The following is a 21324-nucleotide window of genomic DNA, read 5'->3' on the forward strand; positions in this document are numbered from 1 at the left end:
TCGCCCTGTCCCGCCGCTGCGGCCGGGCCGCCGGCTTTATCCGGCCGACGCTTTCCGATCGTGCCAGCCGGCCTGCTCACGTTGGATGGTTTTGGCCACACGCTTGGCCAGCAGCCCGATTTCCCGCAGATGTCCGGTCAACGGCGAGGTGAAGCCGATGACGTGCAGTCCGATACCGGCCAATCGCTTGTTCTCCGGGCCGTACTGCGGCGGTACGCCACGCTCGTTGAGCACCCCCGGCTCATCGATCAGCGAGTCGAGGCCGGTGCGGTAGCCGGTCGCGGTGATCACCGTGTCCGCGTCCCGGGTCCGCCCGTCGCTGGTCGTCACTCCGGTCTCCTGCAGTCCGATCACGGACGGCAGCACTTCGATGCGGCCGTCGCGTACGCCGGCCAGGAACGCCCCGTCGTCGACGGAGGGGCTGACCCCGGTGCGCAGCAGCCTGGTGAACATGCCCTCCTCCGGTCGGCCCAGCGGGGTCTTGCCGAGATCACCTGCGGAGAGGCGCTGGATGATGCCACCGCCGATGTCCTGCAACCGGACCGGCAGATGCTTGTTGCTCACCGACAGGCCCTGCAGCGGCAGGCCCCACAGTTCACGCGGCAGGAAGCTCGGCGAGGTGCGTACCGCGATGGCCAGCGTCCCTTTCGTCCGCCGCAGCAGATCGCTCGCGATGTCCACACCGGACACGCCCGCGCCGACGATGACCACCCGCTCGTCCTCGAACGGGTCCGGCCGCAGATAGTCGGCCGCGTGCAGCAGCCGGCCGCCGAATCCGGCCCGGCCGGGCCAGTCCGGAGTGAACGGCCGGTGGTAGAGGCCGGTGGTGAGCACGACGTGGTGCGCGGTGATCAGGCCGCTGCCGGTGGTCAGCTGCCACCGGTGGTCGCGGCCGCGCGCGATGCCGGTCACCCGTACGCCGGTGCGCACCACATGCCGCACCGGTTCGGCGTAGTCGGTGATGTAGCTGACCAGGTCGTCCCTGGCGACCCAGCGGCCGTAGCGCTTGGGGATGGCCTGGCCCGGCATCTGGGAGAGCCAGCGCACCGAATTGAGGCGCAGGTTTTCATAGCGGTTGCGCCAGGTGTGGGCGATCTCGGTGTTCTCGTCGAAGGCGAGGACACCGACGCCGCGGTCCATCAGGCATCTGGTCACCGCGAGCCCAGCGACGCCGGCACCGACCACTGCGGTGTGCACATGCTCGGTGGGCCGGTCCGGTGCGGCATCCGCCGGCGCTGTGCCGGCGGGCTGCACCGCTCGTTCGGTGGTCAAGTGCCCACCTCCCGGTAGATGTTGACCCGGTCGTCGAGGCCGATACGGGTTGCGTCCAGCCGGCCGGTCGCCGCGAGCAGGAAGTCACGCGGATCGCCGGTGACTGGGTCCCCGCCACCCCGGATCCGCAGTTCCTCAATCCCGTCCAGCCGCAGCGTCGCGGGGCCCCAGCCCCACAGGCCGAGTGTCTCCGCCACATGCACCACGCCGGCCCGGAGGCCGGAGCCCCGGTCCGGCTCGCGGCCGGCCGCGGAGCGGATGTCGTCGCCGTGTACGTACAGCTCGTACCAGAGCACGAGTACGGCCCGGCGCAGCGGTCCGGGAAAGCCGCCCGGAGCGCGGGCCAGCCAGGCCTCGTCGGTGAAGCTGTCGAGCACGCTGCCGCACAGCCGGCCGGCCTTGCGCAGTTCCTTGGCCACCTCGGCCGGGGTCCGGTGCCTGCGCTCGGCGGCCTGCCGTGCGGTCACCTCGGGCAGGCCCTGGCCCGCCATCCGACCGACCGCGACATCGGTGAACAGGCCTGCCACATGTCCGGCCACATCCCGTACCTCCCAGCCTTCGCACCGGCTCGGCGCGCACCATTCCGCCGGTTCGAGGGACTGGAGCAGTTCCACGAAGTCCTTGCAGTAGTGCGCGATGCCGTCCATCACGTCCTGCCGCGGCAATACCAGCGGCGGCTCGGCGCGGCGGTTCTTCACCGGGTACCTCGCAGGGCCGGTCGGGTTGCGGCGAGGGAGGCGATGCAACTGTGCATGACGTCCAGCGCGGAGTCGCTGGTCGCCGCCTCGAGTTCGGCCAGGTCGAAGAGCGCGGGCAGCACGTCGTCTTCGTCGGCCGCGACCAGGGAGAGGCCGGCGGCGGCGCTGGGTGCCCGGCCCGAGGGGTGGTTGCGGTGTTCGGGATCGGTGTCATAGGCGATGATCAGGGCCTGCTTGGCCGCGCCCCGCCGCAGGTCGGCGGCGGCGACCGCGAGCACCTGCTCAAGGGCGTCCGGGCCGCCGACCAGATGTGCGTTGGGGCCGCGGAACCCCTCCGAAATGGATACCTGGCACAGCGCGTTGTTGGAGAGCATGCGCAGCCAGTTGACCGGGTTGGCCTCTTCCAGGATGTTCTGGCTGATCAGGGCGTCCGAATCGGCCGATCCGTCGGAGCGGAAGGGCTGATCGGGCATGTCCCCGTCCCAGCCGCCCACCGTGTAGAGCGCCACGTCCTTCGGCTCGGCGGCCGGATCGCTCCGGTAGAGGGCGGCGGTGACCACGAACGGCGCCATCGACGCGGCGTCCAGAAACCGCAGCACCTTGCGCGACGTCAGTTTCTTGGCGTGTTCCCGCAGGTCGCCGGGGCCGTCCTGGCTGCGGTAGGTGGCGTTGACCCGATAGTTCATGCGGCCCTCCCCAACACGAGGGAGGCGCTGTGCCCGCCGAATCCGAAGCTGTTGCTCAGGACGTGCTGCAGGGGTGCCTTCCGCGCCCCGCCCGGAAGATAGTCCAGGTCACAGGCCGGGTCCGGCTCCCGCAGATTGGAGGTGGGCGGCATGATGCCGTCGCGCAGCGACAGGATGCTCAGCACCGCCTCGATCGCGCCGCAGGCACCCATGGTGTGGCCCAGCTGGCTCTTGTTGGACGTGATCGGCACCGACTCCGCGTGCTTGTCGAAGACCTCACGGATGGCCAGGGTTTCCGAGGTGTCGTTGTCCTTGGTGCTGGTGCCGTGCGCGTTGATGTGGTCGATGTCGGCTGCGGCCAGCCCGGCGTCGCGCAGTGCCTCGCGCATCGCGTATTCGGGTCCGAGACCGTCCGGCGGCGGTGCGAAGACGTGGTACGCGTTCTGCCGTAGGCCGAAGCCCTCCAGATACGCCAGGGGGCGGGTGCCCCGCTCCTGCGCGTGCCGTTCGGATTCCAGCACCAAGAAGGCGGCGCCCTCGGCCAGCACAAAGCCGTCCCGTCGGCTGTCGAACGGGCAGGACGCCTGGGCCGGATCGCAGTCCCGCGTCGACATCACGTACAGGCTGGAGAAGGAGAAGAAGTCGAACGGTGTGACCAACGCATCGCTGCCGCCGGCGAGGATAACGTCCGCGCGGCCCGACTCGATCATCCGCTTGGCCATGCCGATGGCCTGGGCACTGCCGGCGCAGGCACCGTAGGGAGCGCTGCTCCGCCGCGCGTTGGCCACCTCGGCGATCCGCGCGGCGATCCCCCGTACCCCGATGACCCTGCCGCTGCCCTGCTCGGTCGGCAGCCGGCGTTCGCCGTGGTTCGCCACGACGGCGAGGTCCACGGTCGGCTCGGGTGGCGGGGCGCCCTCGGCCGCGCCGTCATCGGCGAGGGGAAGTCCGGCCATGGTCAGCGCTTCACGGGCCGCGTGGGTGCCGTATTCGATGGACAGTGAGTGGGCCGGCAGTACCCCCTCGCGGCCGGGCACCATCCCGGCCACCCGGCTGGAGGAGGGGAAGGTGTGGAACCGGTCGACCGCGCTGACGCACGACCTGCCCGCGACCACGCCGGCCCAGGTTTCCTCGGCCGACCAGCCGCCCGGCGTCACCGCACCCAGCCCGGTGACGACTACCCGCTCAGACACCGGCACCGACCCGGTCCGCGATGAACTCCACCACGTTCCCGACCGACAGCCGGCGGGACACCTCGGCCAGATCCTGATCCGACAGCTGCCCGTCGCTGCCCACACCATCGGGCAGGAAGCGGGCCAGCTCCGTCAGCAATTGCTTGACCTCGCCATCATTCACCGCAATACCAAACTCGCCCTTGAGCGCGAGAATCAGCTCGAGCAGATCGAGCGAATCGGCATCCAGGTCATCAACGAGACGAGAATCCAATTCGATCTCGTCCACGCCAATCTCCAAGTTCTTTGCCATCTGCACCCGCAGACGCTCAAAGATCTCACCACGATCGACAGACACCACAGCTCACTCCTTGCCAGAAACTGTCCGAAGAGCCGGAAAATCGCTATTACAGCGTTGAGTTGCGGTCATTGAACACAGCGGATCTCGAGCAATCAACTCCAGAGCCGCACTTGCCATCCACCGCAGCCAAAACCGCACATGAGATCTCGACCCGTATCGCGACCCGAATCTCGTCCCGACAAGAACAACCACATCCGCACTTGTCACTTCAACATTCGCCGGACAGCGATCTACCGTTGCCGCCGTGCGAATAGGATTGAACATCGACGGCGGACGGCACTTCACTGAGCTGATCGAAAAAGTCGAGCATGCGAGCCGGGCCGGATATGTCAGTGCCTGGCTGCCGCAGAGCCCCGGCTCTGGTCCGCGAAAACGGAGCAGTCGGCGAACTCGGCACGAACTGTTCGGATATGACAGCCTGACCGCGCTCGCGGTCGCCGCCCAGTCCGTCCCCGACATCGAGTTGGGCACCTGCGTCGTGCCCACCTTCCCCCGCCACCCCATGGTGCTCGCGGAACAGGCGCTGACGGTGCAGGCCGCGCATACCGGCCAGGTCACCCTCGGTATCGGCGTGTCCCACCGGCACGTCGTCGAGGACCAATGGGGCTACCCGTACGACCGGACCGCGCTGCGGATGCGGGAGTACGTGACCGTGCTCAACCAGCTGTGCGGGGAAGGCGCCGCGTCTTTCAGCGGTGAGACGGTCAGTGCCCATGGCGCGCTGTCGTTTCCGGTGGCACGACGGGTACCGGTGCTCGTCGCCGCGCTCGGGCCGCGCATGCTCGAGGTGGCCGGGGAGTGCTCGGACGGGGTGATCACCTGGATGACCGGACCGCGCACCCTGGAGGACCACATCGTGCCGCGGCTGACCAAGGCCGCGGAAGCGGCCGGCCGCTCGCAGCCCCGCGTCGTGGCCAGCCTGCCGGTCTGTGTCACCGCAGATCCCGACTCCGTCCGCGAGTTGGCCGCGCGGATGTTCCTGATCTACCGGTCGCTGCCCAACTACCGGGCGATGCTGGACCGGGAGAATGCCGAACACGGCGGGGACATCTCGCTGGTCGGCAGCGAAGAGGACGTCACCCGCGGCATCGAACGGCTTGCCCGGGCAGGGGTGAGTGACCTCAATGCGCTGGTCATCGGTTCCGAGCTGGAACAGGCCAGGACCCACGGCTTGCTGACCGCACTCACCGACCACGAAGGAGCAGGGTTGTGACCGACAGTTCAACCGCCGTGTTCTACGAGATCAAGTCCCATATCAGCGACAAGAGCGACGCGGAGATCCGCGCCTACGTCGACGGCCGGGAGGGTGGCGTCGAAGCCATTCTCGACCTGGTCTTCGCCCAGATGCCCGGTGCGTTCCTCCCGGAGAAGGCCGGCACCCAAGAGATCAGCTTCCAGTACGAGATCACCGGCGCGAACGGCCCGCGGTACTACTACGCGGACGTACGCGACGGCGGCTGCCACTGCGGCAGCGGCAAGCTGGAGAAGCCCAGGGTCACCATGACCATGGAAATCCCGATCTTTCTGCAGGTGCTGACCGGCACCATGGCGCCGGTGCGGGCGTTCCTCACCCGCAAAATCCGGGTTTCCGGGGACATGATGGCCGCCACCAAGTTCGAGAGCTGGTTCTCCCGTCCATGAGCGCACACCACCGCATCCCTCGGCTCCTCGGATACACCGTCATGGGCATCCGATACGGCGTCAGTATCGCGTTCGCGGCGGCCCCGGCGAAGACCATGACCCAGATGTTCGGATCGCCGGGGACGTCTCCGGCCGCCCGGCTCGCCGCCCGGCACTACGTGGTGCGCGACCTCGCGCTCGGCGCCGGCCTGCAGCGCGCACTGCACCAGCGTCGGCACGCGGCGAAGTGGATGCTCGCCGGAACCGTCGCGGACCTCATCGATCTCGGCGCGATCGTCGCCACCCATCCGGACCGGCGGATACGTAACCGGCTCGCGCTCGGCATGACGGCAGTCGTGGCCACCGACACGGTGATCGGCGTGCTGCTGCGCGACGATGCCCCGTCGCCCGCTGAGTGATCCAGTGGTCGATTCGCGATCGGCCCGGCCTAGGGCAGCGGCCTTCGGCCCGCTTGTCGGCGTCGCCGTCAGCGTGCTGGCAGCCGCCGCTCTGACGGCGCCACGGCCGGAGCTCGGCGCATCGCTGCCCGGTGCGCTGATCGACTACGGTCTGCCCCTCGCCCGTGCGCTGACCGACCTGGCCGCCGCGGCCATGCTCGGATTCGGGCTGCTCCCGGTGCTGTTGGTGAAGGACTCCCCCGCCATGGGCCGGGCGGCGCTGCGGGCGTCGGTCCCGGCGAACGTCCTGTTGGTGCTGACCGCGGTGCTCACCCTGGTCCTCGAGACGGCGAAGGGCGCGTCCGGTTCGCGGTTCGACTTCGGTCTGCTCGCCGAGGAGGTGCGCGCGCAGCGGACCGGAGTGGCGCTGTTGGCCCTCGCCGCCATCGGCCTGGTGTGCCTGGCCCTCAATCTGGGCTGTCACTCACGCCCCCAACGGGTGCCGCCCGAGCTTCGGTTGATCGCGGCCGGCGCCGCGCTGCTCCCGCTGCCGATGACCGGTCATGGGCAGCACTCCGCGTATCAAGGGCTGATCATGCTCACGCGGGGCGCGCATGTGATCGGCGCGGCGGCCTGGACCGGCGGGCTGTTCGCACTGGCGCTGCTGGTGGTCTCCCACCGGGTCGAACTCGCAGCCGCCCTGCCCCCGTTCTCGCGCCTGGCCACGGTCGCGCTGGTGCTGGTCGGCGGCACCGGAGTGGTGGACGCGGTGGTGCAGGTGTTGGCCACCCCCGGTGCGGGGCTCCCTGCCCTGTGGGGCACCGATTACGGCGCCCTCGCGCTGGCCAAGGTGGTATGCGTGCTGATGCTCGCTCTACTGGGCGGCCGGATCCGCTACCGGCTGATGCCGCGCATCGCGGCCGGGCGGCCCTCCGGGCTGATCGGCTGGGCGGGCTGCGAACTGGGTGTGATGGGCGCGGCCTACGGGCTGGCCGCCCTGCTGTCCCAGTCGGACGCGGTCCTATGAGGGCCGGCGGGGAGGCGTGGTGATCGAGGCGATCTTGCCCGGCAGCGTGTGCTCGGCCGAGTCGGTGGGAGAACTTCCCGCCGTACGAGGCCTCTCGGACTTTCCGGAGGAGGACGCCCTGCTGGGGCGCACGACCGGCCGCCGGCGTGCGGAGTTCGCGGCGGCCAGGGGCTGCGGGCGGCGGGCGCTGGCCGGGCTGGGCCTGCCGCCCGGCGCGATCCTGCGCGCGCCCGGCGGTTCACCGCGCTGGCCGGCCGGCGTGGTCGGCAGCATCACGCACTGCGACGGCTACCGGGCCGCGGCGGTCGGCCTCGGCACGCGGGTGCTCTCGGTGGGGATCGACGCCGAGCCGCACCGGCCGTTGACCGTCGGGCTGCTCGATGTGATCACCGTCGAGTGGGAGCGGGAACGGCTCGCGGAACTCCACCAGTCGGCCCCCTCCGTGTGCTGGGAACGTCTGCTGTTCAGTGCCAAGGAGAGCATCTACAAGGCGTGGTACCCGCTGACCGGACGATGGCTGGACTTCGGCGATGCACTGCTCGCCTTCCATCCGAGCACCGACGCCTTCACCGCGCGGCTGCGCGTGCCCGCCCCCGAGGCGGGCGGAGCCTCACTCGCCCGTATGACCGGCCGCTGGCGGGTCGCGAACGGGCTCGCCCTGACCGCAGTGACGGTCAGGGCGGGTCTCCCGGATCACGTCGGGTCGTCCTGATCACCAAGCCCCGTCCCAGTGACCTGAGTCGGAGAGTGCGTCGTTGGTTCGGTATGAGTCGCCCGGGTCCGTAGATTCCGCCGTTGTCACTGACCGATGGCCAACGGGCGGTGTGGGAGGGCTGGGTGCGTCGTCGCACGACGACCGATGGAAGGACATCTGCAACTGGATCGCCGCCTGGAACACCGACGCGAAACCATACGTCTGGACCAAGTCCGCCGACGAAATCCTCGAGCGCCTCGCCGGCCATCGGAACAGAATTCCCGATTCAGAACCCTAGGCACAGCCGCTGAACTCTTCCGTCCGCCCCAGGGAGATCGCGGTGTGCGCGACCATGGCCAGGGTCATGTGCCGGTACCAGCCGCGCCAACTGCGCACTTCGTAATGGTCGATGCCGACCTCGTTGCGCACCTGTCCCGTTGCCGAGGAGAGCCGTTTGAGGCTCGATACCGCCTCGATCAGCTTGCCGTTGGCGAGATCCCGCGTGCTGTAGGCGTAGTAGTGCCCCGAGGAACGCTCCGGGCCCCGGTCGGCCACGCTGTCCACCAGGTACGAGACATCGAAGCGGGACGACGCGCCGGCGGCGGCCGGTTTGATCCGGCGCAGATGTGCCCGGACCGGCTGGTCGGCGGCCCGTGGCTGCCCGTGCCGAGCGCGTGCGCTGTCCGGCCCGATATCGGCATAGGTCTCCTGGGACACCACCTGCACCCGGCCGTCGTTATAGCGGACGAACGCATTGAACTCACTGAGCGTTAACGGCATCAGGTGCTGCAAACCCTCCCGCCGCAGCGCCTGCTGGGCGGCTGCCTTGTCCGGACACTGCACCGGCATCAGCGTCCACTGCGGAGCGATGCCGGCCGAGAGCGCACGTTGGACCAGATCGACCCCGATCGTGGACTTCGAGCGGTAGGTCAGCTCCGTCGGCACGGATGCCCTGCGGCATCTATCCGGATCGTTGATCCAGCTTTCCGGCACATACAGGTCACGGTCGATCAGGACCAGCGAACCTTCCGCCGCTTCGTAGAACAGCAGGATGCCGATCTGGCAGTTCTCCTGGCGCATGCTCTCCACGCTGAACTGCCGCTCGACCCCGGCGGCGCGCACGCCCTTCTTGGGAAAGGCCATCTCGGTGACGTACAACGTGCCGCCAGTGCAGCCGAACCTGTTCTTGACGAAGCCGACCAGATCGGCTTTGACCTTGTCCTCGTCCCATTGGGCGCTGGTCAGCAGCCGCTGTGCGCCGTCCGCCCTGCGCTCCCCCGGATATGTGGCCACATGCCTGCGTGAGCTGCGGTCGCCCGGCAGGTCGACGAGGCTGCGGATGTACGTCCAGGCCCGCTGCCGCGGCTCGGCCCGGCTGAAGTTCGGCGAAATATGGCCAAAGAGCCGCTTACAGGATGAATCATAGGCAGACGCATCGAATATGGTCATGACAATGCACCTCTTCTACAACGAGTAGAAAGCTCGACAATGCAGCCAGGGAAATGCCATCCATTACTTCGCGGAGTTCCCTGGATTCGGTTCCGGCGGGCGGGCTATGGAAGGCCGGCCGAGGCACCGATCAGTGAAGCTGCCTCGGAAATCGCCCCTTCGAAAACGCGATATGCGTCGTTGTCGGCAATCGTCGGCAAGAGAGGGAGGACACGACTGGCCCCGGATCTGATGACCGGATGGCGACGCAGCAATGCGCTGCTGCTGCCGCCCGGACCGGCTTCCAGCAGGAGATAGCGACCGGACTGGAGCAAGCTGTCCACCGCCGGCCAGTACTGCACCGGCCTGGCCAGCTGAACCGCCCAGAAATCCGGGGTGACCGCCTGCTGGTCGGTCACGTCCCGGCCGGTGTACGTCGACCGGATGGTGATGGCCGGCGGGCGCAGTGCGATGCTCGCGAATACGTCGCTGAACTCGGCCGCGGCCTCTTCGCACAACGGACTGTGGAAGGCCTGCCGTGCCCTGGCCGGGTGGCAGGCGATGAGCTGGGCGCTCAACTGGCTCTGCGCGGCGGCCAGCGCGGCCCTGGATCCGGCGAGGACCGTCTGCCTCGGCGTATTGATGGCGGCTATCGCAACGCCGTCACCGGACGCGTTCCCGAGGTCGTTGCCGAGCACCTCTCGCACCCGGTCCACGCCCGTGGCCACCGCGAGCATCCCGCCCGGCACGGTCGCGGCCATTGCCTTCGTACGCGCCGCCATCACCCGGCCGGCGTCCTGGATGTCGAACACCCCTGCGGTAGCCGCGGCGGCCAATTCGCCGACGCTGTGGCCCACCAGGACCTCCGGACGGATGTCCCGGCCGACCACCGCGGCAGCCAGCGCACTGCCGACCGCGAACAGTAAGGGCTGGGCGCGCGAACAGTCGTCGAACATCGGTCCCGGATAGGCGGACAGCCAATCCGAGCGCACCGCGGGACCGTCCTCACCGAGAGCCGCGAAGAATTCATCCATGACCTGGGTGAAAACAGGTTCGGCACCGTACAGGCCCATTCCCATGCGCGCCTGCTGCGCCCCTTGCCCAGGGAATAATAGAGCTACTCTCGGCTTTTCTGATTGCACGCTCATGAGCATCAAACAATCCTCACTGATTTTTCTGCACGCAAGGCATCATGGCAAAATCGCATGCAAAATCAGGATCCTGTCGATACGGCATGGAGAGCGGCATCGAGAACTTCACACGATTCTGCCATTTCGCTTGTCCCCCGGTTCGTTGCATTCATTGTGCTGCGCCTTCGGGCCAACGATCATGCTGGCCAGCCCCTTCCAGAGCAGCAACTCGCTCAGTGCGGCGATCTGATCTATCGGTACATCCTTGTTGTTCTGCCACCAGCCGATCAGCGAATGACCGGCCCCCTTGATCGCCTCGGCGAGCGCGTAGTAGAAACGCTCGTCCGACACTGCCATCGGGTGGTCCAGCACGGGTAGTTGGTGCAGTGCGGCGACGAGGGCCTCCGTCGCGTACGACTGGATCTGCTGCTGAACAGCCACGGCCTCAGGCGCGGACGGGCGGTCGGCGAACAGCAGCTGCCAGGTCCGGTCCGACCGGCTGACCGCCAGAAAGAATGCCCTTGTCGTGGAGTTGAACACCTCTTCCGGAGTTACCGACTCCGGATTCGTCTGCCACTCGGCGATCAGCAGATTGGCCTGTAGTTCCACGGTCGACATATAGAGATCGACCTTGCTCTGGAAATGGTCGTACAGCACTGGCGTCGTGATGTTGGCGACGCGAGCGATCTCACGCATGGACGCCCGGTCGTATCCCTGCTCCGCGAACACCTCAGCCGCGGCATCCAAGATCACCTCCGCACGCTGCTCCGAGCGAAGGCGTCTGTTTGGGTTGCCCCCGTAACCTGACATCGGTCAGGTAAATTACCCGCCGCCAGGTTGGGCCACAAGGATCCGCCCCGACGCATGCCGACTTCCGCACTTGTGAACGCCCCGCGAAATCCGCTGATCCGGCCGTCACTTCTTTGCTGATGGCATGCGGAGGATTGCCGATGCCGGACTCGATGCCGTCCCGGACGCTCTCGCCAGCCGTGGCGTCTGCGCCTGCCACCACCACCGAACACGCCGAACTCGTCTCGTCCGCAAACGAATTGGCACCGTGGCCACGCCACCGCCGCCCCAGCCCCGGCTCGACGAACCGCTCCTCACTCCGGACGCCGGCACACAGACGCCTCGCGCCCATGACGACCGGCCCGTGCAGAGGCAAGCCGATCCAGCCGCAGTGACCCTGGAAGCCCCTGACCGGCAGGTGGGTTGACCGGCACCTGCCCTCAACCAGACACACAGATCGGTTCCACTGGGAGCGACAGTCCGCCGGCGGCAGCGCACACCTGGGTGTGCGGCCGGGCCGCGGGGCCCGCCGGCTGAGTGAACAGCAACTTCAGTGGGGCGGGCCCCAGACGGCGGCGCACGCCCCCGCGGGCCTTCCCCGAGGGGCGGAGCAGGAGCAACTGCCACAGGCCGGTGGTGAGTTGGCCCAGACCCGCAGGTACCCGAGCCCCATCTCATCTGCCGAGCCGGGCATGCCCGGCTTCAGGGCTGAGACAAAATCCGGTTCAGCTCATCGCCACGGCGAAGTCTCCGCCTTCACAGCGCACAACGACATGCTGAGTTCGGCGCCCGCGGACACGGGACGACTGCCCCACACCACCACGCAACCCAGGGTTGAAGCGAGCCTGCGTCCACGCCTGAGGCTCGAACTCCGCTCACCGCCGCACCGATACACGACGGCACCCTCACCCCGAACGCAGCGGACCACACAGGAATTTGTGTTCAGTCGCACTTTCAGGAACAATCGATATTGTGCTGTGCCCGGAGCCGGACTTGAACCGGCACGGCCCGTAGGCCAGCGAGGTTTAAGCTCGCCGTGTCTGCATTCCACCATCCGGGCCTGGGATCCCCCATGCCACCCCAAAGAGGCAGCACGAGCGTAGCCCGCAGCGCACCACGCAGATCGGCCGCTCTTCCCGAGGTTGTCTTATTTTATTGGCAACTGAGGACGCATCAGCGACGGGTACAGGCCTTGGGCACATGCCTGAAGGCCACCTTCGCCATGACGCGCCCCAGCGCAATTCCGTGCCCGAATTGACGGAAACTCGATGCCTCCTCCGGACCCCCGTCGCTGACACGGGGCCACCCGTCCGACTGCTGCGGACGCGGCAGTGCCCTCAGGGTTCGAGTCCTCCCCAGGGATGACCACGTGATCTACGGCTACCTCCCAGGTGTGGCTCAGGACGGGCACAGGGGTTGACGTCCGCACCCCTCGGGCTGTCCCACGATGGAGAGGTCCGCTTCCGTCCGCGGCAGGAGCCCTCGTGGCCGCCGCGGAATCCGATGGTCCTTCGTCCCGACAGGAGCCCCTTCCCGTGACCACCACCCACTCCGGTGTCGCCACCGCCGCCCGCACCACCCCGGCGGCCGCCCGCGCCACGGACCTCAGCAAGGTCTACGGACAGGGCGAGACCCAGGTGGTCGCCCTGGACGCGGTCTCCGTCGAATTCCGGCAGGCCCAGTTCACCGCGATCATGGGCCCCTCCGGGTCCGGCAAGTCGACGCTGATGCACTGCATGGCAGGGCTGGACGCGATCTCCGGCGGCTCGGCCAGGATCGGCGACATCGAACTGACCGGGCTGAAGGACAAGAAGCTCACCCAACTCCGGCGCGACAAGATCGGCTTCATCTTCCAGGCGTTCAACCTGCTGCCGACGCTGAACGCCCTGGAGAACATCACCCTGCCCATGGACATAGCGGGCCGTAAGCCGGACCGTGCCTGGCTGGACCGGGTCGTGGAGACCGTCGGCCTGGCCGGCCGTCTCAAGCACCGCCCCAGCCAGCTCTCCGGCGGCCAGCAGCAGCGGGTCGCGGTGGCCCGCGCGCTGGCCTCCCGGCCCGAGATCATCTTCGCCGACGAGCCCACCGGAAACCTCGACTCGCGCTCCGGCGCCGAGGTCCTCGGCTTTCTCCGCAACTCCGTGCGCGAACTGGGCCAGACCGTGGTGATGGTGACCCACGACCCGGTCGCCGCGTCCTACGCGGACCGCGTGGTCTTCCTCGCCGACGGCCGGATCGTCGACGACATGGCCGGCCCGACCTCCGACCTGGTGCTGGAACGGATGAAGGGCTTCGACGCCAAGGGCCGTACGAGCTGACCAGCAGTCGCCACCCTCACTTCGGACCTCTCCTCCAGGACTGACCCACCATGTTCCGTACCGCCTTGCGCAATGTGCTTGCGCACAAGGCCCGGCTGCTGATGACCGTCCTCGCCGTGATGCTCGGCGTGGCCTTCGTCTCCGGCACCCTGGTCTTCACCTCGACCCTCTCCGACGCGTTCCAGAACAGCTCCCAAAAGGGCTACGACAACGTCGACGTCGCGCTCCAGCCGCACTCCTCCGAGCGGGCGGCCGGCGCCCCCGGCCAGGAGCCGCGGCTCGACCGGAAGCTGCTCGACAAGGCCGCCCAGGTGCCCGGCGCCGCCTCCGTCACCGGCACCGTCTCCGGCTTCACCGCCATCGCCGACAAGAAGGGCGAGCTGATCGGCAACGGCTTCTCGACCCTCGGCGGCAACTACTTCCCCGGCAAGGACGGCAAGGACGCCCGCTACCCGATGCGGGACGGCTCGGCCCCCCGGAACCCGCACGAGTTCGCGCTGGACGCACACACCGCGGACCGAGCCGGCTACAAGGTCGGCGACACCGTCCGGATCTCCGTCGACGGACCGGTCCGCAAGCAGCGGCTGACCGGCATCTTCACCACCGACGACGGCACGGTCGCGGCCGGCGGCAGCCTCGCGCTGTTCGACACCCCGACCGCCCAGAAACTGTTCGCCGTCCCCGGCTCCTTCGACGAGATCGACGTCAAGGCGGCGCCGGTCACCTCCCAGAGCGCCCTGAAGGCCGCGCTCGACAAGGCGCTGCCGAAGGACACCGCCGAGACCACCACCGGCAAGAAGCTCGCCGACGACCAGGCCAAGGCGATCGCCCAGAGCATGGACGGCATGAAGACCGGCCTGCTCGCCTTCGCCGGGATCGCCCTCTTCGTCGGCATCTTCATCATCGCCAACACCTTCACCATGCTGGTCGCCCAGCGCACCAAGGAGCTGGCGCTGCTGCGCGCGGTCGGCGCCGCCCGCCGCCAGGTCACCCGCTCGGTGCTGATCGAGGCGTTCGTCGTGGGCGCGGTCGCCGCGGTCACGGGACTGGCCGCCGGTATCGGCATCGGTGCCGGACTGCGCGCCCTGATGGGCAACTTCGGTGCGACGGTCCCCGACGGGCCGCTGGTGATCTCGCCGGGAACGGTCCTGGCCTCGCTGGTCGTCGGCATCGTCGTGACCGTACTGGCCGCCTGGCTGCCGGGCCGCAGGGCCGCGAAGATCCCGCCGGTCGCCGCGATGAACAGCGTGCACGCCACCGCCACCACCAAGTCGCTGGTGGTCCGCAACACCATCGGCGCGCTGTTCGCGGGCGCCGGTGCGGCCGGTGTGCTGATCGCCACCGGCATGGACGACGGCAAGGCCGTGATGGGCGGCGGCGCGGTGCTGCTGCTGATCGGCGTGTTCATCCTGACGCCCTTGCTGTCCCGCCCGCTGATCGCGCTGGCCGCGCCCGTACTCCGCGCCTTCGGGATCTCCGGCACCCTCGCCCGGCAGAACGCCCTGCGCAATCCGCGCCGTACGGCCGCCACGGCCTCCGCGCTGATGGTCGGGCTAACGCTGATCACCGGCCTGACGGTGATCGCGGGCAGTGTGCAGAAGGGCATCGACAAGATGGCCACCGACTCGCTCAAGGCCGACTATGTGGTCTCCATGGCCGGCCGGACGCCGCTCTCGCCCGACGTTGCGAAGAAGATCAGCGGTCTGGACGAGGTCACCGCATCCACCCCGCTGCGCAACTCCCCCGCCCGTGTCGGCACCGGCACCGCGTACCTGACCGGCGTCAACGGCAAGGACTTCGGCCAGGTCACCCGGCTCGACTTCACCAAGGGCTCGCTCGGCACGCTGCAGGGCGGCAGGGCCGTCGTGGACGACGCCACCGCCAAGGAGAAGGGGTGGCGGCCCGGCTCCCGTCTCCCGGTGACCTTCGAGGACGGCAAGAAGGGCACCCTGACCGTCTCGGGTGTCTACCGGGGCAACCAGATGATCAAGGGCATCCTGCTCGACAACGCCGCCCTCGCCCCGCACCAGCGGCACATCACCGATATGCAGGTGATGGTCAAGACGAAGCACGGCGCCACCGACGCCAGCAAGGACACGCTGGTCAGGGCGCTCGGCAAGAATCCGGCGATCTCCGTCTCGGACAAGAAGGACGTCTCCGACGGCATCGCCAAGATATTCACCCTGATGCTGAACATGGTCTACGGCCTGCTGGCCATGGCCGTGATCGTCGCGGTGCTGGGCGTCATCAACACCCTGGCGATGTCGGTCTTCGAACGCGCACAGGAGATCGGCATGCTCCGCGCGATCGGTCTGGACCGGCGCGGTATCAAGCGCATGGTGCGGCTGGAGTCGCTGGTCATCTCGCTCTTCGGCGGGGTGCTCGGCATCGGCCTGGGCGTGTTCTTCGGCTGGGCGGCCGGTGAGCTGATCGGCAGTACGCTGCCGACCTACGAACTGGTGCTGCCGTGGGGCCGGATGGGCCTCTTCCTCGCCCTCGCCGCGGCCGTCGGCGTCCTGGCCGCCCTGTGGCCCGCCCGCCGCGCGGCCGGACTGAACATGCTGGCCGCCATCAAGGCGGAGTAACGCCCGCCACCGGCACCGCACGCCGGTCCTGTCGCCCGCCCACCCGCTGCCGTGAAGGAGCGGGTGGGCGGGCGGCGTTCAGCCGCGGTGCGCGCCGGTGCGCCAGTCGCGCGCCCGCAGCGGCACCCCCGAGGTCCCGGATTCCGGCGTACGGACGGCCAGCACCTGGTTGACTCCTATCCGGTTGCGCTCGAAGGACAGCGCGGACGCGGCCATGTACAGCCGCCACACCCGGGCCCGCCCCACGGAGGTGAGCCGCGCCGCCTCGTCCCAGTGCTCCTCCAGGTTGGCGACCCAGTGCCGCAGCGTCAGCGCGTAGTGCTCCCGGATCGCCTCCACGTCCCGGACCTCGAACCCGGCGTCCTCCAGCTGGCCGACGGTCCGGCCGAGCGGCGCCAGCTCACCGTCCGGGAACACATAGCGGTCGATGAAATCGTCGACGTGGTACGCGTCCTCGTCCACGACCGGCCGCCGGGCGATCTGATGGTTGAGCAGCCGCCCGCCCGGCTTCAGCAGGGAGTGCAGGGCGCCGGCGTACTCCGCGTACTGCGTCCGGCCGACATGCTCGGCCATCCCGACCGAGGAGATGGCGTCGAACGGCTCGTCGTGGATCTCGCGGTAGTCCTGCACCCGGATCTCGATCCGGTCGGCCAGCCCGGCCTCGGAGATGCGCTTACGGGCGAAGGTGGCCTGCTCCTCGGAGAGGGTGATGCCGACCGCCCGTACGCCGTACTCGCGGGCCGCGTGCAGCACCATCGAGCCCCAGCCACAGCCGACGTCGAGCAGCCGCGCGCCCTCCTGGAGGCCGAGCTTGCGGCAGATCAGGTCGAGCTTGTCGCGCTGGGCGTCCTCCAGGGTGGCGGCAGATTCGCCGGCGGCTTCGGGGGTTCCCCAGTAGGCGCAGGAGTAGACCATGGACGGGCCGAGCACCAGGGCGTAGAAGTCGTTGCCCACGTCGTAGTGGTGGCTGATGGCTTCCTTGTCGCGCCGCAGGGTGTGCAGCGGTCCACGGCGGCGTCTGACCTCTTCCGCGGGCGGGGTGGGCGGAACCGGCGCGCCGGCCAGGGTCAGCAGCTCCCGGGCGGCGGCGCGGAACTCCGGACGGACCAGGGCACGCAGCGCGGCGGCGCGCTTGGGGGCGTCGTTGCGCTCCCAGATCAGTCCGGCGAGCCGGTCGAGCGCTTCGTAGAGATCGCCTTCGATGTCGAGGTCACCGGCCACCCAGGCGCGGGCCAGGCCCAGCTCGCCCGGCTTGAACAGCAGCCGGCGCAGCGCCCTTCGATGGCGGATGACGAGTGTGGGTGCCCCCGGCGGGCCCGACTCGCTACGGTCCCAGGCGCGGATGCGCATCGGGAGCGGGGCTCCCAGCACCTCCTCGGCGAGCTTGGTGAGCCGTCCAGCGGCGTCGGCCATGTCGCACACCTCCGTGTTGACGAGTCGGGCAAAGAAGTTTCACCCACCACGTAAACGCCAATGGGGCGCCCAGATAGTCCCGTTCACACGCAAGAGAACCGCAAACCGCCTGGTTTTCGCCAGAGCGGACACGCCAAAGGGCGCCCGCCCCACGGATGGCGGACGCCCTTCGGGCTGGTCGGAGTACCCGACCGGGAATTCAGGAGGCCTTGGCCTTGGTCTTGTCCCCGGCCTCGGCGGCGGTCGGCGGGGCCGGCGCCGGCTTGGCGGCCTCGTAGAACTCCTCGCGGGGGTTCTCCATGGCGCCGAGCGAGACGACCTCGCGCTTGAGGAACATGGCAAGCGTCCAGTCGGCGAAGACCCGGATCTTGCGGTTGAACGTCGGCATCGCCATGCCGTGGTACGCGCGGTGCATGTACCAGGCGAGACGGCCCTTGAGCTTGATCTTGGTCTTGCCCAGGACGATCATCGCGACGCCCTTGTGCAGCCCCAGACCGGCGACCGCACCCTTGTTGGCGTGGCTGTAGTCCTTCTGCGGGAAGCCGCGCATCCCGGAGATGACGTTGTCGCCGAGGACGCGGGCCTGCCGGAGCGCGTGCTGCGCGTTCGGGGGGCACCAGGCGTTCTCGTTGCCGCCCTTGCGGCCGACCAGGTCGGGGACCTGGGCGTTGTCGCCGGCCGCCCAGATGTAGTCGGTGCCCTGCACCTGGAGGGTGGTCCCGGTGTCGACGTGGCCGCGCGGGCCGAGCGGCAGACCGAAGCGGGACAGCGCCGGGTTCGGCTTGACGCCGGCGGTCCACACGATGGTGTTGGAGTCGACCTCCAGGCCGTTGTTCAGCACCACGTGGCCGTCGACGCAGGAGTCCATGCCGGTCTTGAGGTAGACCTCGACGCCACGGCTCTCAAGGTGCTCCTTGCCGTAGGCACCGAGCTTCGGGCCGACCTCGGGGAGGATCTTGTCGGCGACGTCGACCAGCAGGAAGCGCATGTCCTCGCGCTTCACGTTGTTGTAGTACTTCGCCGCGTCGCGGGCCATGTCCTCGACCTCACCGATGGTCTCCGCACCCGCGAAGCCACCGCCGACGAAGACGAAGGTCAGCGCCTTGCGGCGGACCTCCTCGTCGGTCGTGGAGTCGGCCTTGTCCAGCTGCTCCAGGACGTGGTTGCGCAGGCCGATGGCCTCTTCCACACCCTTCATGCCGATGCCGTTCTCGGCCAGGCCGGGGATCGGGAAGGTACGGGAGACCGCACCCAGCGCGACGACCAGGTAGTCGAAGGGCAGCTCGTACGCCTCGCCGACCAGCGGGGCGATCGTGGCAACCTTGCGGTCCTGATCGATGGTGGTGACCCGGCCGGTGAGAACCTCCGCCTTGGGGAGCACACGTCGTAGCGGAACCACGACGTGGCGGGGGGAGATGCTGCCGGCTGCAGCTTCAGGGAGGAAGGGCTGGTACGTCATGTACGAGCGCGGGTCGACGACCGTGACGGTCGCCTCGCCGTACCGCATCTTCTTGAGGATGCGGCGTGCCGCGTACAGGCCTACGTACCCACCGCCTACAACGAGGATCCTGGGACGCTCCGTGGTGCTCATGCAATCGAGTATCCACCCCCACATGGGGGGTCGCTCGTGAGCCCCTTCACAAGCAACCGGGGGGTATCTGCTACACTCCGCCGGCTTCGTGACCGACGCCATAGTGTGGACCGGAACCAGCGTGTTACGCGAGGCGTTGGAGACCCCCGTTGATCAGGGATTGTCGTCCGTCGGACGGGCGAACCACTGCCTCCGCGAGCGCGCCGCCCACACGCCGGGGACCGCGCATTTTCCGGGTCGAGGGGACCTAGGACCTTCGAATGAGGGTCCGACGATCCGATTGTTCGCCCAACGGGAGGCTTTTTCATGTGAAGGATTTCACGAACTTTCTTCGTGGGCTCCTTCCCGGCCCCTCCTGAAGGCCCCCAAGAGGCGCTCAGACGGGCATCCCACCCGCTCAAAGGGCCATTCGGCAGAGGCCGTTGCCACCCCCTGCCGGCGCTCGGCCGCCCGGCATGCCGGGGCGGAAGTGCGGCGGCAGGTGTCCTCCCACGGCACGCACGCGCCCCCGGGTGGGATCTCTCCCCCACCGAGGGCGCCGAGGTGTGTCTACCGCAGGTCGGTTGCCCTTCGCCGCGGCCTCTTGTGTACGGCTGCCAGGGTCAGCCGGCGATGCTCCAGGCGATGCCGTCCAGGATGTCGTGCTCGCTGACGACGACCTCGTCGGCGCCCGACCGCTCCATGATCGACAGCAGCACCAGCGCGCCCGCGGCGATCACATCGACCCGGCCCGGGTGCATGACGGGGATGGCAGCGCGCTCGGCATGGGTGGAGGACAGCAGCCTGCCGGTGATCTCGCGGACCTTCGCCAGGGAGATCCGGGAGTGGTGAATGGCCTCGGAGTCGTACCGGTCCAGGCCGAGCGCGATCGCGGCGACCGTGGTCACGGAGCCGGCCAGGCCCACGAGGGTGGCGGCCTCGCTCAGCGGGACGGTCTCCTCGGCCCGGTCCAGCGCCGCGGCGATGTCGGTCTTCATGGCGCTGATCTGCCCCGGGGACGGCGGGTCACTGATACCGCCCTCGTGTGCCAGATGCCGCTCGGTCATCCGTACGCAGCCGACGTCGACCGAGCGCGCGGCGCGTACGGAGTCGCTGCCGAGGACGAACTCGGTCGAGCCGCCGCCGATGTCGACCACCAGGAAGGGCCGCTCCAGATCCGCGCGGCCGGTGAGCTCCTTGGTGGCGCCGTTGAAGGAGAACTCCGCCTCCTGGTCGCCGGTGATCACCTCGGGCTCCACGCCCAGGATGCCGACCACGCCGCGGACGAAGTCCTCGCGGTTCTCCGCGTCCCGGGAGGCGGAGGTCGCCACGAAGCGGACCTGCTCGGCGCCCAGTCCCTTGATCACCGCGGCGTACTCGCGGCAGGCCGAGAAGGTGCGCTCCAGCGCCTCGGGCGCCAGCCGCCCGGTGCGGTCCACCCCCTGGCCCAGCCGGACGATCTGCATCCGGCGGTCGAGGTCCTTCAGCTCGCCCGTCGCCGGGTCGGCGTCCGCGACCAGCAGCCGGATGGAGTTCGTACCGCAGTCGATGGCGGCGACCCGCTTCACGTGGCGTCTCCTTCGGGGGCGTCCTGGGCCCGGTAGGTGTCCGGGCCGTCGGAGGTGTCCTGACAGGGGGTCACACACGGCCCCTTCTTCCACCACTCCGGCAGCATCGCCAGGGCCTCGTCGCCGAGCGGATTGACGCCCGGCCCGGCCGCCAGCGAATGGCCGACGAGGACGTGCAGGCACTTGACCCGGTCCGGCATGCCGCCGGCGCTCGGGAAACCCTGCAGCACCTCGATGGCGTCCCGCCGCCGGAGGTAGTCCTCATGGGCCGCCCGGTAGGCGGCGGCCAGCTCCGGGTCGCTCGCCAGCCGCTCGGTCATCTCCTTCATCACGCCGTTGGCCTCCAGCGTGCCGATCGCGGAGGCCGCGCGCGGGCAGGTGAGGTAGTAGAGCGTGGGGAAGGGCGTGCCGTCCTCCAGGCGCGGCGCCGTCTCGACGACATCCGGCTGCCCGCAGGGGCAGCGGTGCGCGATGGCGCGCAGGCCGCGCGGCGGGCGGCCGAGCTGTTCCCGGAAGGCGGCGATGTCCGCGTCGGTGGGCTCGGTGGGCTCGGTCTGGGGCGGGGGGGTGTCCATGTGCGCTTTCGGTGAGGTGA

The 21324-nt window shown here is 69.0% G+C and carries 19 protein-coding genes and 1 tRNA gene; 7 read left to right on the forward strand and 13 right to left on the reverse strand.

Features of this window, described 5'->3' with window-relative positions:
• Positions 1–36 precede the first annotated feature (36 nt).
• Genes ACGFWI_RS25250 through ACGFWI_RS25270 form a run of 5 tightly spaced genes read right to left on the reverse strand, consistent with a single transcriptional unit; the run spans position 37 to position 4189 of the window.
• Positions 37–1272, reverse strand: a complete 1236-nt coding sequence (locus ACGFWI_RS25250; protein WP_393908291.1) for a flavin-containing monooxygenase — start codon at positions 1270–1272, stop codon at positions 37–39.
• A complete protein-coding gene (locus tag ACGFWI_RS25255; RefSeq protein ID WP_393908292.1) occupies positions 1269–1970 on the reverse strand; it encodes a maleylpyruvate isomerase family mycothiol-dependent enzyme in 702 nt (233 codons plus the stop codon). Before ACGFWI_RS25255 ends, ACGFWI_RS25250 begins: the two co-directional genes overlap by 4 nt.
• Positions 1967–2656 (reverse strand): hypothetical protein, encoded by a 690-nt coding sequence (locus ACGFWI_RS25260; protein ID WP_393908293.1) that lies wholly within the window; start codon positions 2654–2656, stop codon positions 1967–1969. Before ACGFWI_RS25260 ends, ACGFWI_RS25255 begins: the two co-directional genes overlap by 4 nt.
• A complete protein-coding gene (locus ACGFWI_RS25265; RefSeq protein ID WP_393908294.1) occupies positions 2653–3849 on the reverse strand; it encodes a beta-ketoacyl-[acyl-carrier-protein] synthase family protein in 1197 nt (398 codons plus the stop codon). Before ACGFWI_RS25265 ends, ACGFWI_RS25260 begins: the two co-directional genes overlap by 4 nt.
• Entirely contained in the window at positions 3842–4189 is a 348-nt protein-coding gene (locus ACGFWI_RS25270) for a phosphopantetheine-binding protein (RefSeq protein ID WP_393908295.1), read from the reverse strand. Before ACGFWI_RS25270 ends, ACGFWI_RS25265 begins: the two co-directional genes overlap by 8 nt.
• A 244-nt stretch (positions 4190–4433) precedes the next feature.
• On the opposite strand from ACGFWI_RS25270, the gene ACGFWI_RS25275 reads away from it, so the two are divergent.
• From ACGFWI_RS25275 to ACGFWI_RS25295, 5 genes are read left to right on the forward strand one after another with little or no spacing between them, the layout of a single operon-like run.
• A complete protein-coding gene (locus ACGFWI_RS25275) occupies positions 4434–5402 on the forward strand; it encodes an LLM class F420-dependent oxidoreductase (protein WP_393908296.1) in 969 nt (322 codons plus the stop codon).
• Positions 5399–5830, forward strand: a complete 432-nt coding sequence (locus ACGFWI_RS25280; protein WP_393908297.1) for an SCP2 sterol-binding domain-containing protein — start codon at positions 5399–5401, stop codon at positions 5828–5830. Before ACGFWI_RS25275 ends, ACGFWI_RS25280 begins: the two co-directional genes overlap by 4 nt.
• Positions 5827–6228 (forward strand): hypothetical protein, encoded by a 402-nt coding sequence (locus tag ACGFWI_RS25285; RefSeq protein ID WP_393908298.1) that lies wholly within the window; start codon positions 5827–5829, stop codon positions 6226–6228. Before ACGFWI_RS25280 ends, ACGFWI_RS25285 begins: the two co-directional genes overlap by 4 nt.
• Before the next feature lie 4 nt (positions 6229–6232).
• On the forward strand, positions 6233–7234 hold the full coding sequence (locus ACGFWI_RS25290) for a copper resistance D family protein (RefSeq protein WP_393908299.1): 1002 nt from the start codon (positions 6233–6235) through the stop codon (positions 7232–7234).
• A gap of 19 nt (positions 7235–7253) precedes the next feature.
• Positions 7254–7946 carry a 4'-phosphopantetheinyl transferase gene (locus ACGFWI_RS25295; RefSeq protein WP_393908300.1) on the forward strand — a complete coding sequence of 231 codons (693 nt, stop codon included), beginning with the start codon at positions 7254–7256 and terminating at the stop codon, positions 7944–7946.
• A gap of 276 nt (positions 7947–8222) precedes the next feature.
• On the opposite strand, the gene ACGFWI_RS25300 is transcribed toward ACGFWI_RS25295, so the two are convergent.
• From ACGFWI_RS25300 to ACGFWI_RS25315, 4 genes are all read right to left on the reverse strand, one after another.
• On the reverse strand, positions 8223–9377 hold the full coding sequence (locus ACGFWI_RS25300; protein ID WP_393908301.1) for an IS701 family transposase: 1155 nt from the start codon (positions 9375–9377) through the stop codon (positions 8223–8225).
• A gap of 104 nt (positions 9378–9481) precedes the next feature.
• Positions 9482–10510, reverse strand: a complete 1029-nt coding sequence (locus ACGFWI_RS25305) for an acyltransferase domain-containing protein (RefSeq protein ID WP_393908302.1) — start codon at positions 10508–10510, stop codon at positions 9482–9484.
• A 102-nt stretch (positions 10511–10612) separates the two neighbouring features.
• Positions 10613–11239 carry a TetR/AcrR family transcriptional regulator gene (locus tag ACGFWI_RS25310; protein WP_393908303.1) on the reverse strand — a complete coding sequence of 209 codons (627 nt, stop codon included), beginning with the start codon at positions 11237–11239 and terminating at the stop codon, positions 10613–10615.
• A gap of 1014 nt (positions 11240–12253) precedes the next feature.
• A tRNA-Leu gene (locus ACGFWI_RS25315) sits at positions 12254–12335 on the reverse strand.
• Between the two features lie 475 nt (positions 12336–12810).
• Here ACGFWI_RS25315 and ACGFWI_RS25320 point away from each other — a divergent pair.
• Both ACGFWI_RS25320 and ACGFWI_RS25325 read left to right on the forward strand, forming a co-directional pair.
• Positions 12811–13593, forward strand: a complete 783-nt coding sequence (locus ACGFWI_RS25320) for an ABC transporter ATP-binding protein (protein ID WP_393908304.1) — start codon at positions 12811–12813, stop codon at positions 13591–13593.
• A 50-nt stretch (positions 13594–13643) separates the two neighbouring features.
• Entirely contained in the window at positions 13644–16178 is a 2535-nt protein-coding gene (locus tag ACGFWI_RS25325; protein WP_393908305.1) for an ABC transporter permease, read from the forward strand.
• Between the two features lie 78 nt (positions 16179–16256).
• Here the strand turns inward: ACGFWI_RS25325 and ACGFWI_RS25330 are convergent, their stop codons facing one another.
• The 4 genes from ACGFWI_RS25330 to ACGFWI_RS25345 all read right to left on the reverse strand — a co-directional run bounded on the left by ACGFWI_RS25330 (position 16257) and on the right by ACGFWI_RS25345 (position 21304).
• Positions 16257–17591 (reverse strand): class I SAM-dependent methyltransferase, encoded by a 1335-nt coding sequence (locus ACGFWI_RS25330; RefSeq protein ID WP_393908306.1) that lies wholly within the window; start codon positions 17589–17591, stop codon positions 16257–16259.
• A gap of 199 nt (positions 17592–17790) precedes the next feature.
• Positions 17791–19182, reverse strand: a complete 1392-nt coding sequence (locus ACGFWI_RS25335; RefSeq protein ID WP_393908307.1) for an NAD(P)/FAD-dependent oxidoreductase — start codon at positions 19180–19182, stop codon at positions 17791–17793.
• A 602-nt stretch (positions 19183–19784) separates the two neighbouring features.
• Positions 19785–20729 (reverse strand): exopolyphosphatase, encoded by a 945-nt coding sequence (locus ACGFWI_RS25340; RefSeq protein ID WP_393908308.1) that lies wholly within the window; start codon positions 20727–20729, stop codon positions 19785–19787.
• The gene (locus ACGFWI_RS25345; RefSeq protein WP_393908309.1) at positions 20726–21304 is read right to left on the reverse strand and encodes a DUF501 domain-containing protein; all 579 of its coding nucleotides are present in this window, start codon (positions 21302–21304) and stop codon (positions 20726–20728) included. Before ACGFWI_RS25345 ends, ACGFWI_RS25340 begins: the two co-directional genes overlap by 4 nt.
• Between the last annotated feature and the right edge of the window lie 20 nt (positions 21305–21324).

The sequence above is a fragment of the Streptomyces sp. NPDC048434 genome (assembly GCF_043200375.1).
In the GTDB taxonomy this organism is placed as follows: Bacteria; Actinomycetota; Actinomycetes; order Streptomycetales; family Streptomycetaceae; genus Streptomyces.

What these genes read in the sequence shown, in the direction of transcription:
- ACGFWI_RS25285 (WP_393908298.1), top strand. Translation starts at nt 5,827, where the DNA reads ATGAGCGCACACCACCGCATCCCTCGGCTCCTCGGATACACCGTCATG.
- ACGFWI_RS25335 (WP_393908307.1), bottom strand. Translation starts at nt 19,182, where the DNA reads ATGAGCACCACGGAGCGTCCCAGGATCCTCGTTGTAGGCGGTGGGTAC.
- ACGFWI_RS25305 (WP_393908302.1), bottom strand. Translation starts at nt 10,510, where the DNA reads ATGCTCATGAGCGTGCAATCAGAAAAGCCGAGAGTAGCTCTATTATTC.
- ACGFWI_RS25300 (WP_393908301.1), bottom strand. Translation starts at nt 9,377, where the DNA reads ATGACCATATTCGATGCGTCTGCCTATGATTCATCCTGTAAGCGGCTC.
- ACGFWI_RS25260 (WP_393908293.1), bottom strand. Translation starts at nt 2,656, where the DNA reads ATGAACTATCGGGTCAACGCCACCTACCGCAGCCAGGACGGCCCCGGC.
- ACGFWI_RS25325 (WP_393908305.1), top strand. Translation starts at nt 13,644, where the DNA reads ATGTTCCGTACCGCCTTGCGCAATGTGCTTGCGCACAAGGCCCGGCTG.
- ACGFWI_RS25345 (WP_393908309.1), bottom strand. Translation starts at nt 21,304, where the DNA reads ATGGACACCCCCCCGCCCCAGACCGAGCCCACCGAGCCCACCGACGCG.
- ACGFWI_RS25330 (WP_393908306.1), bottom strand. Translation starts at nt 17,591, where the DNA reads ATGGCCGACGCCGCTGGACGGCTCACCAAGCTCGCCGAGGAGGTGCTG.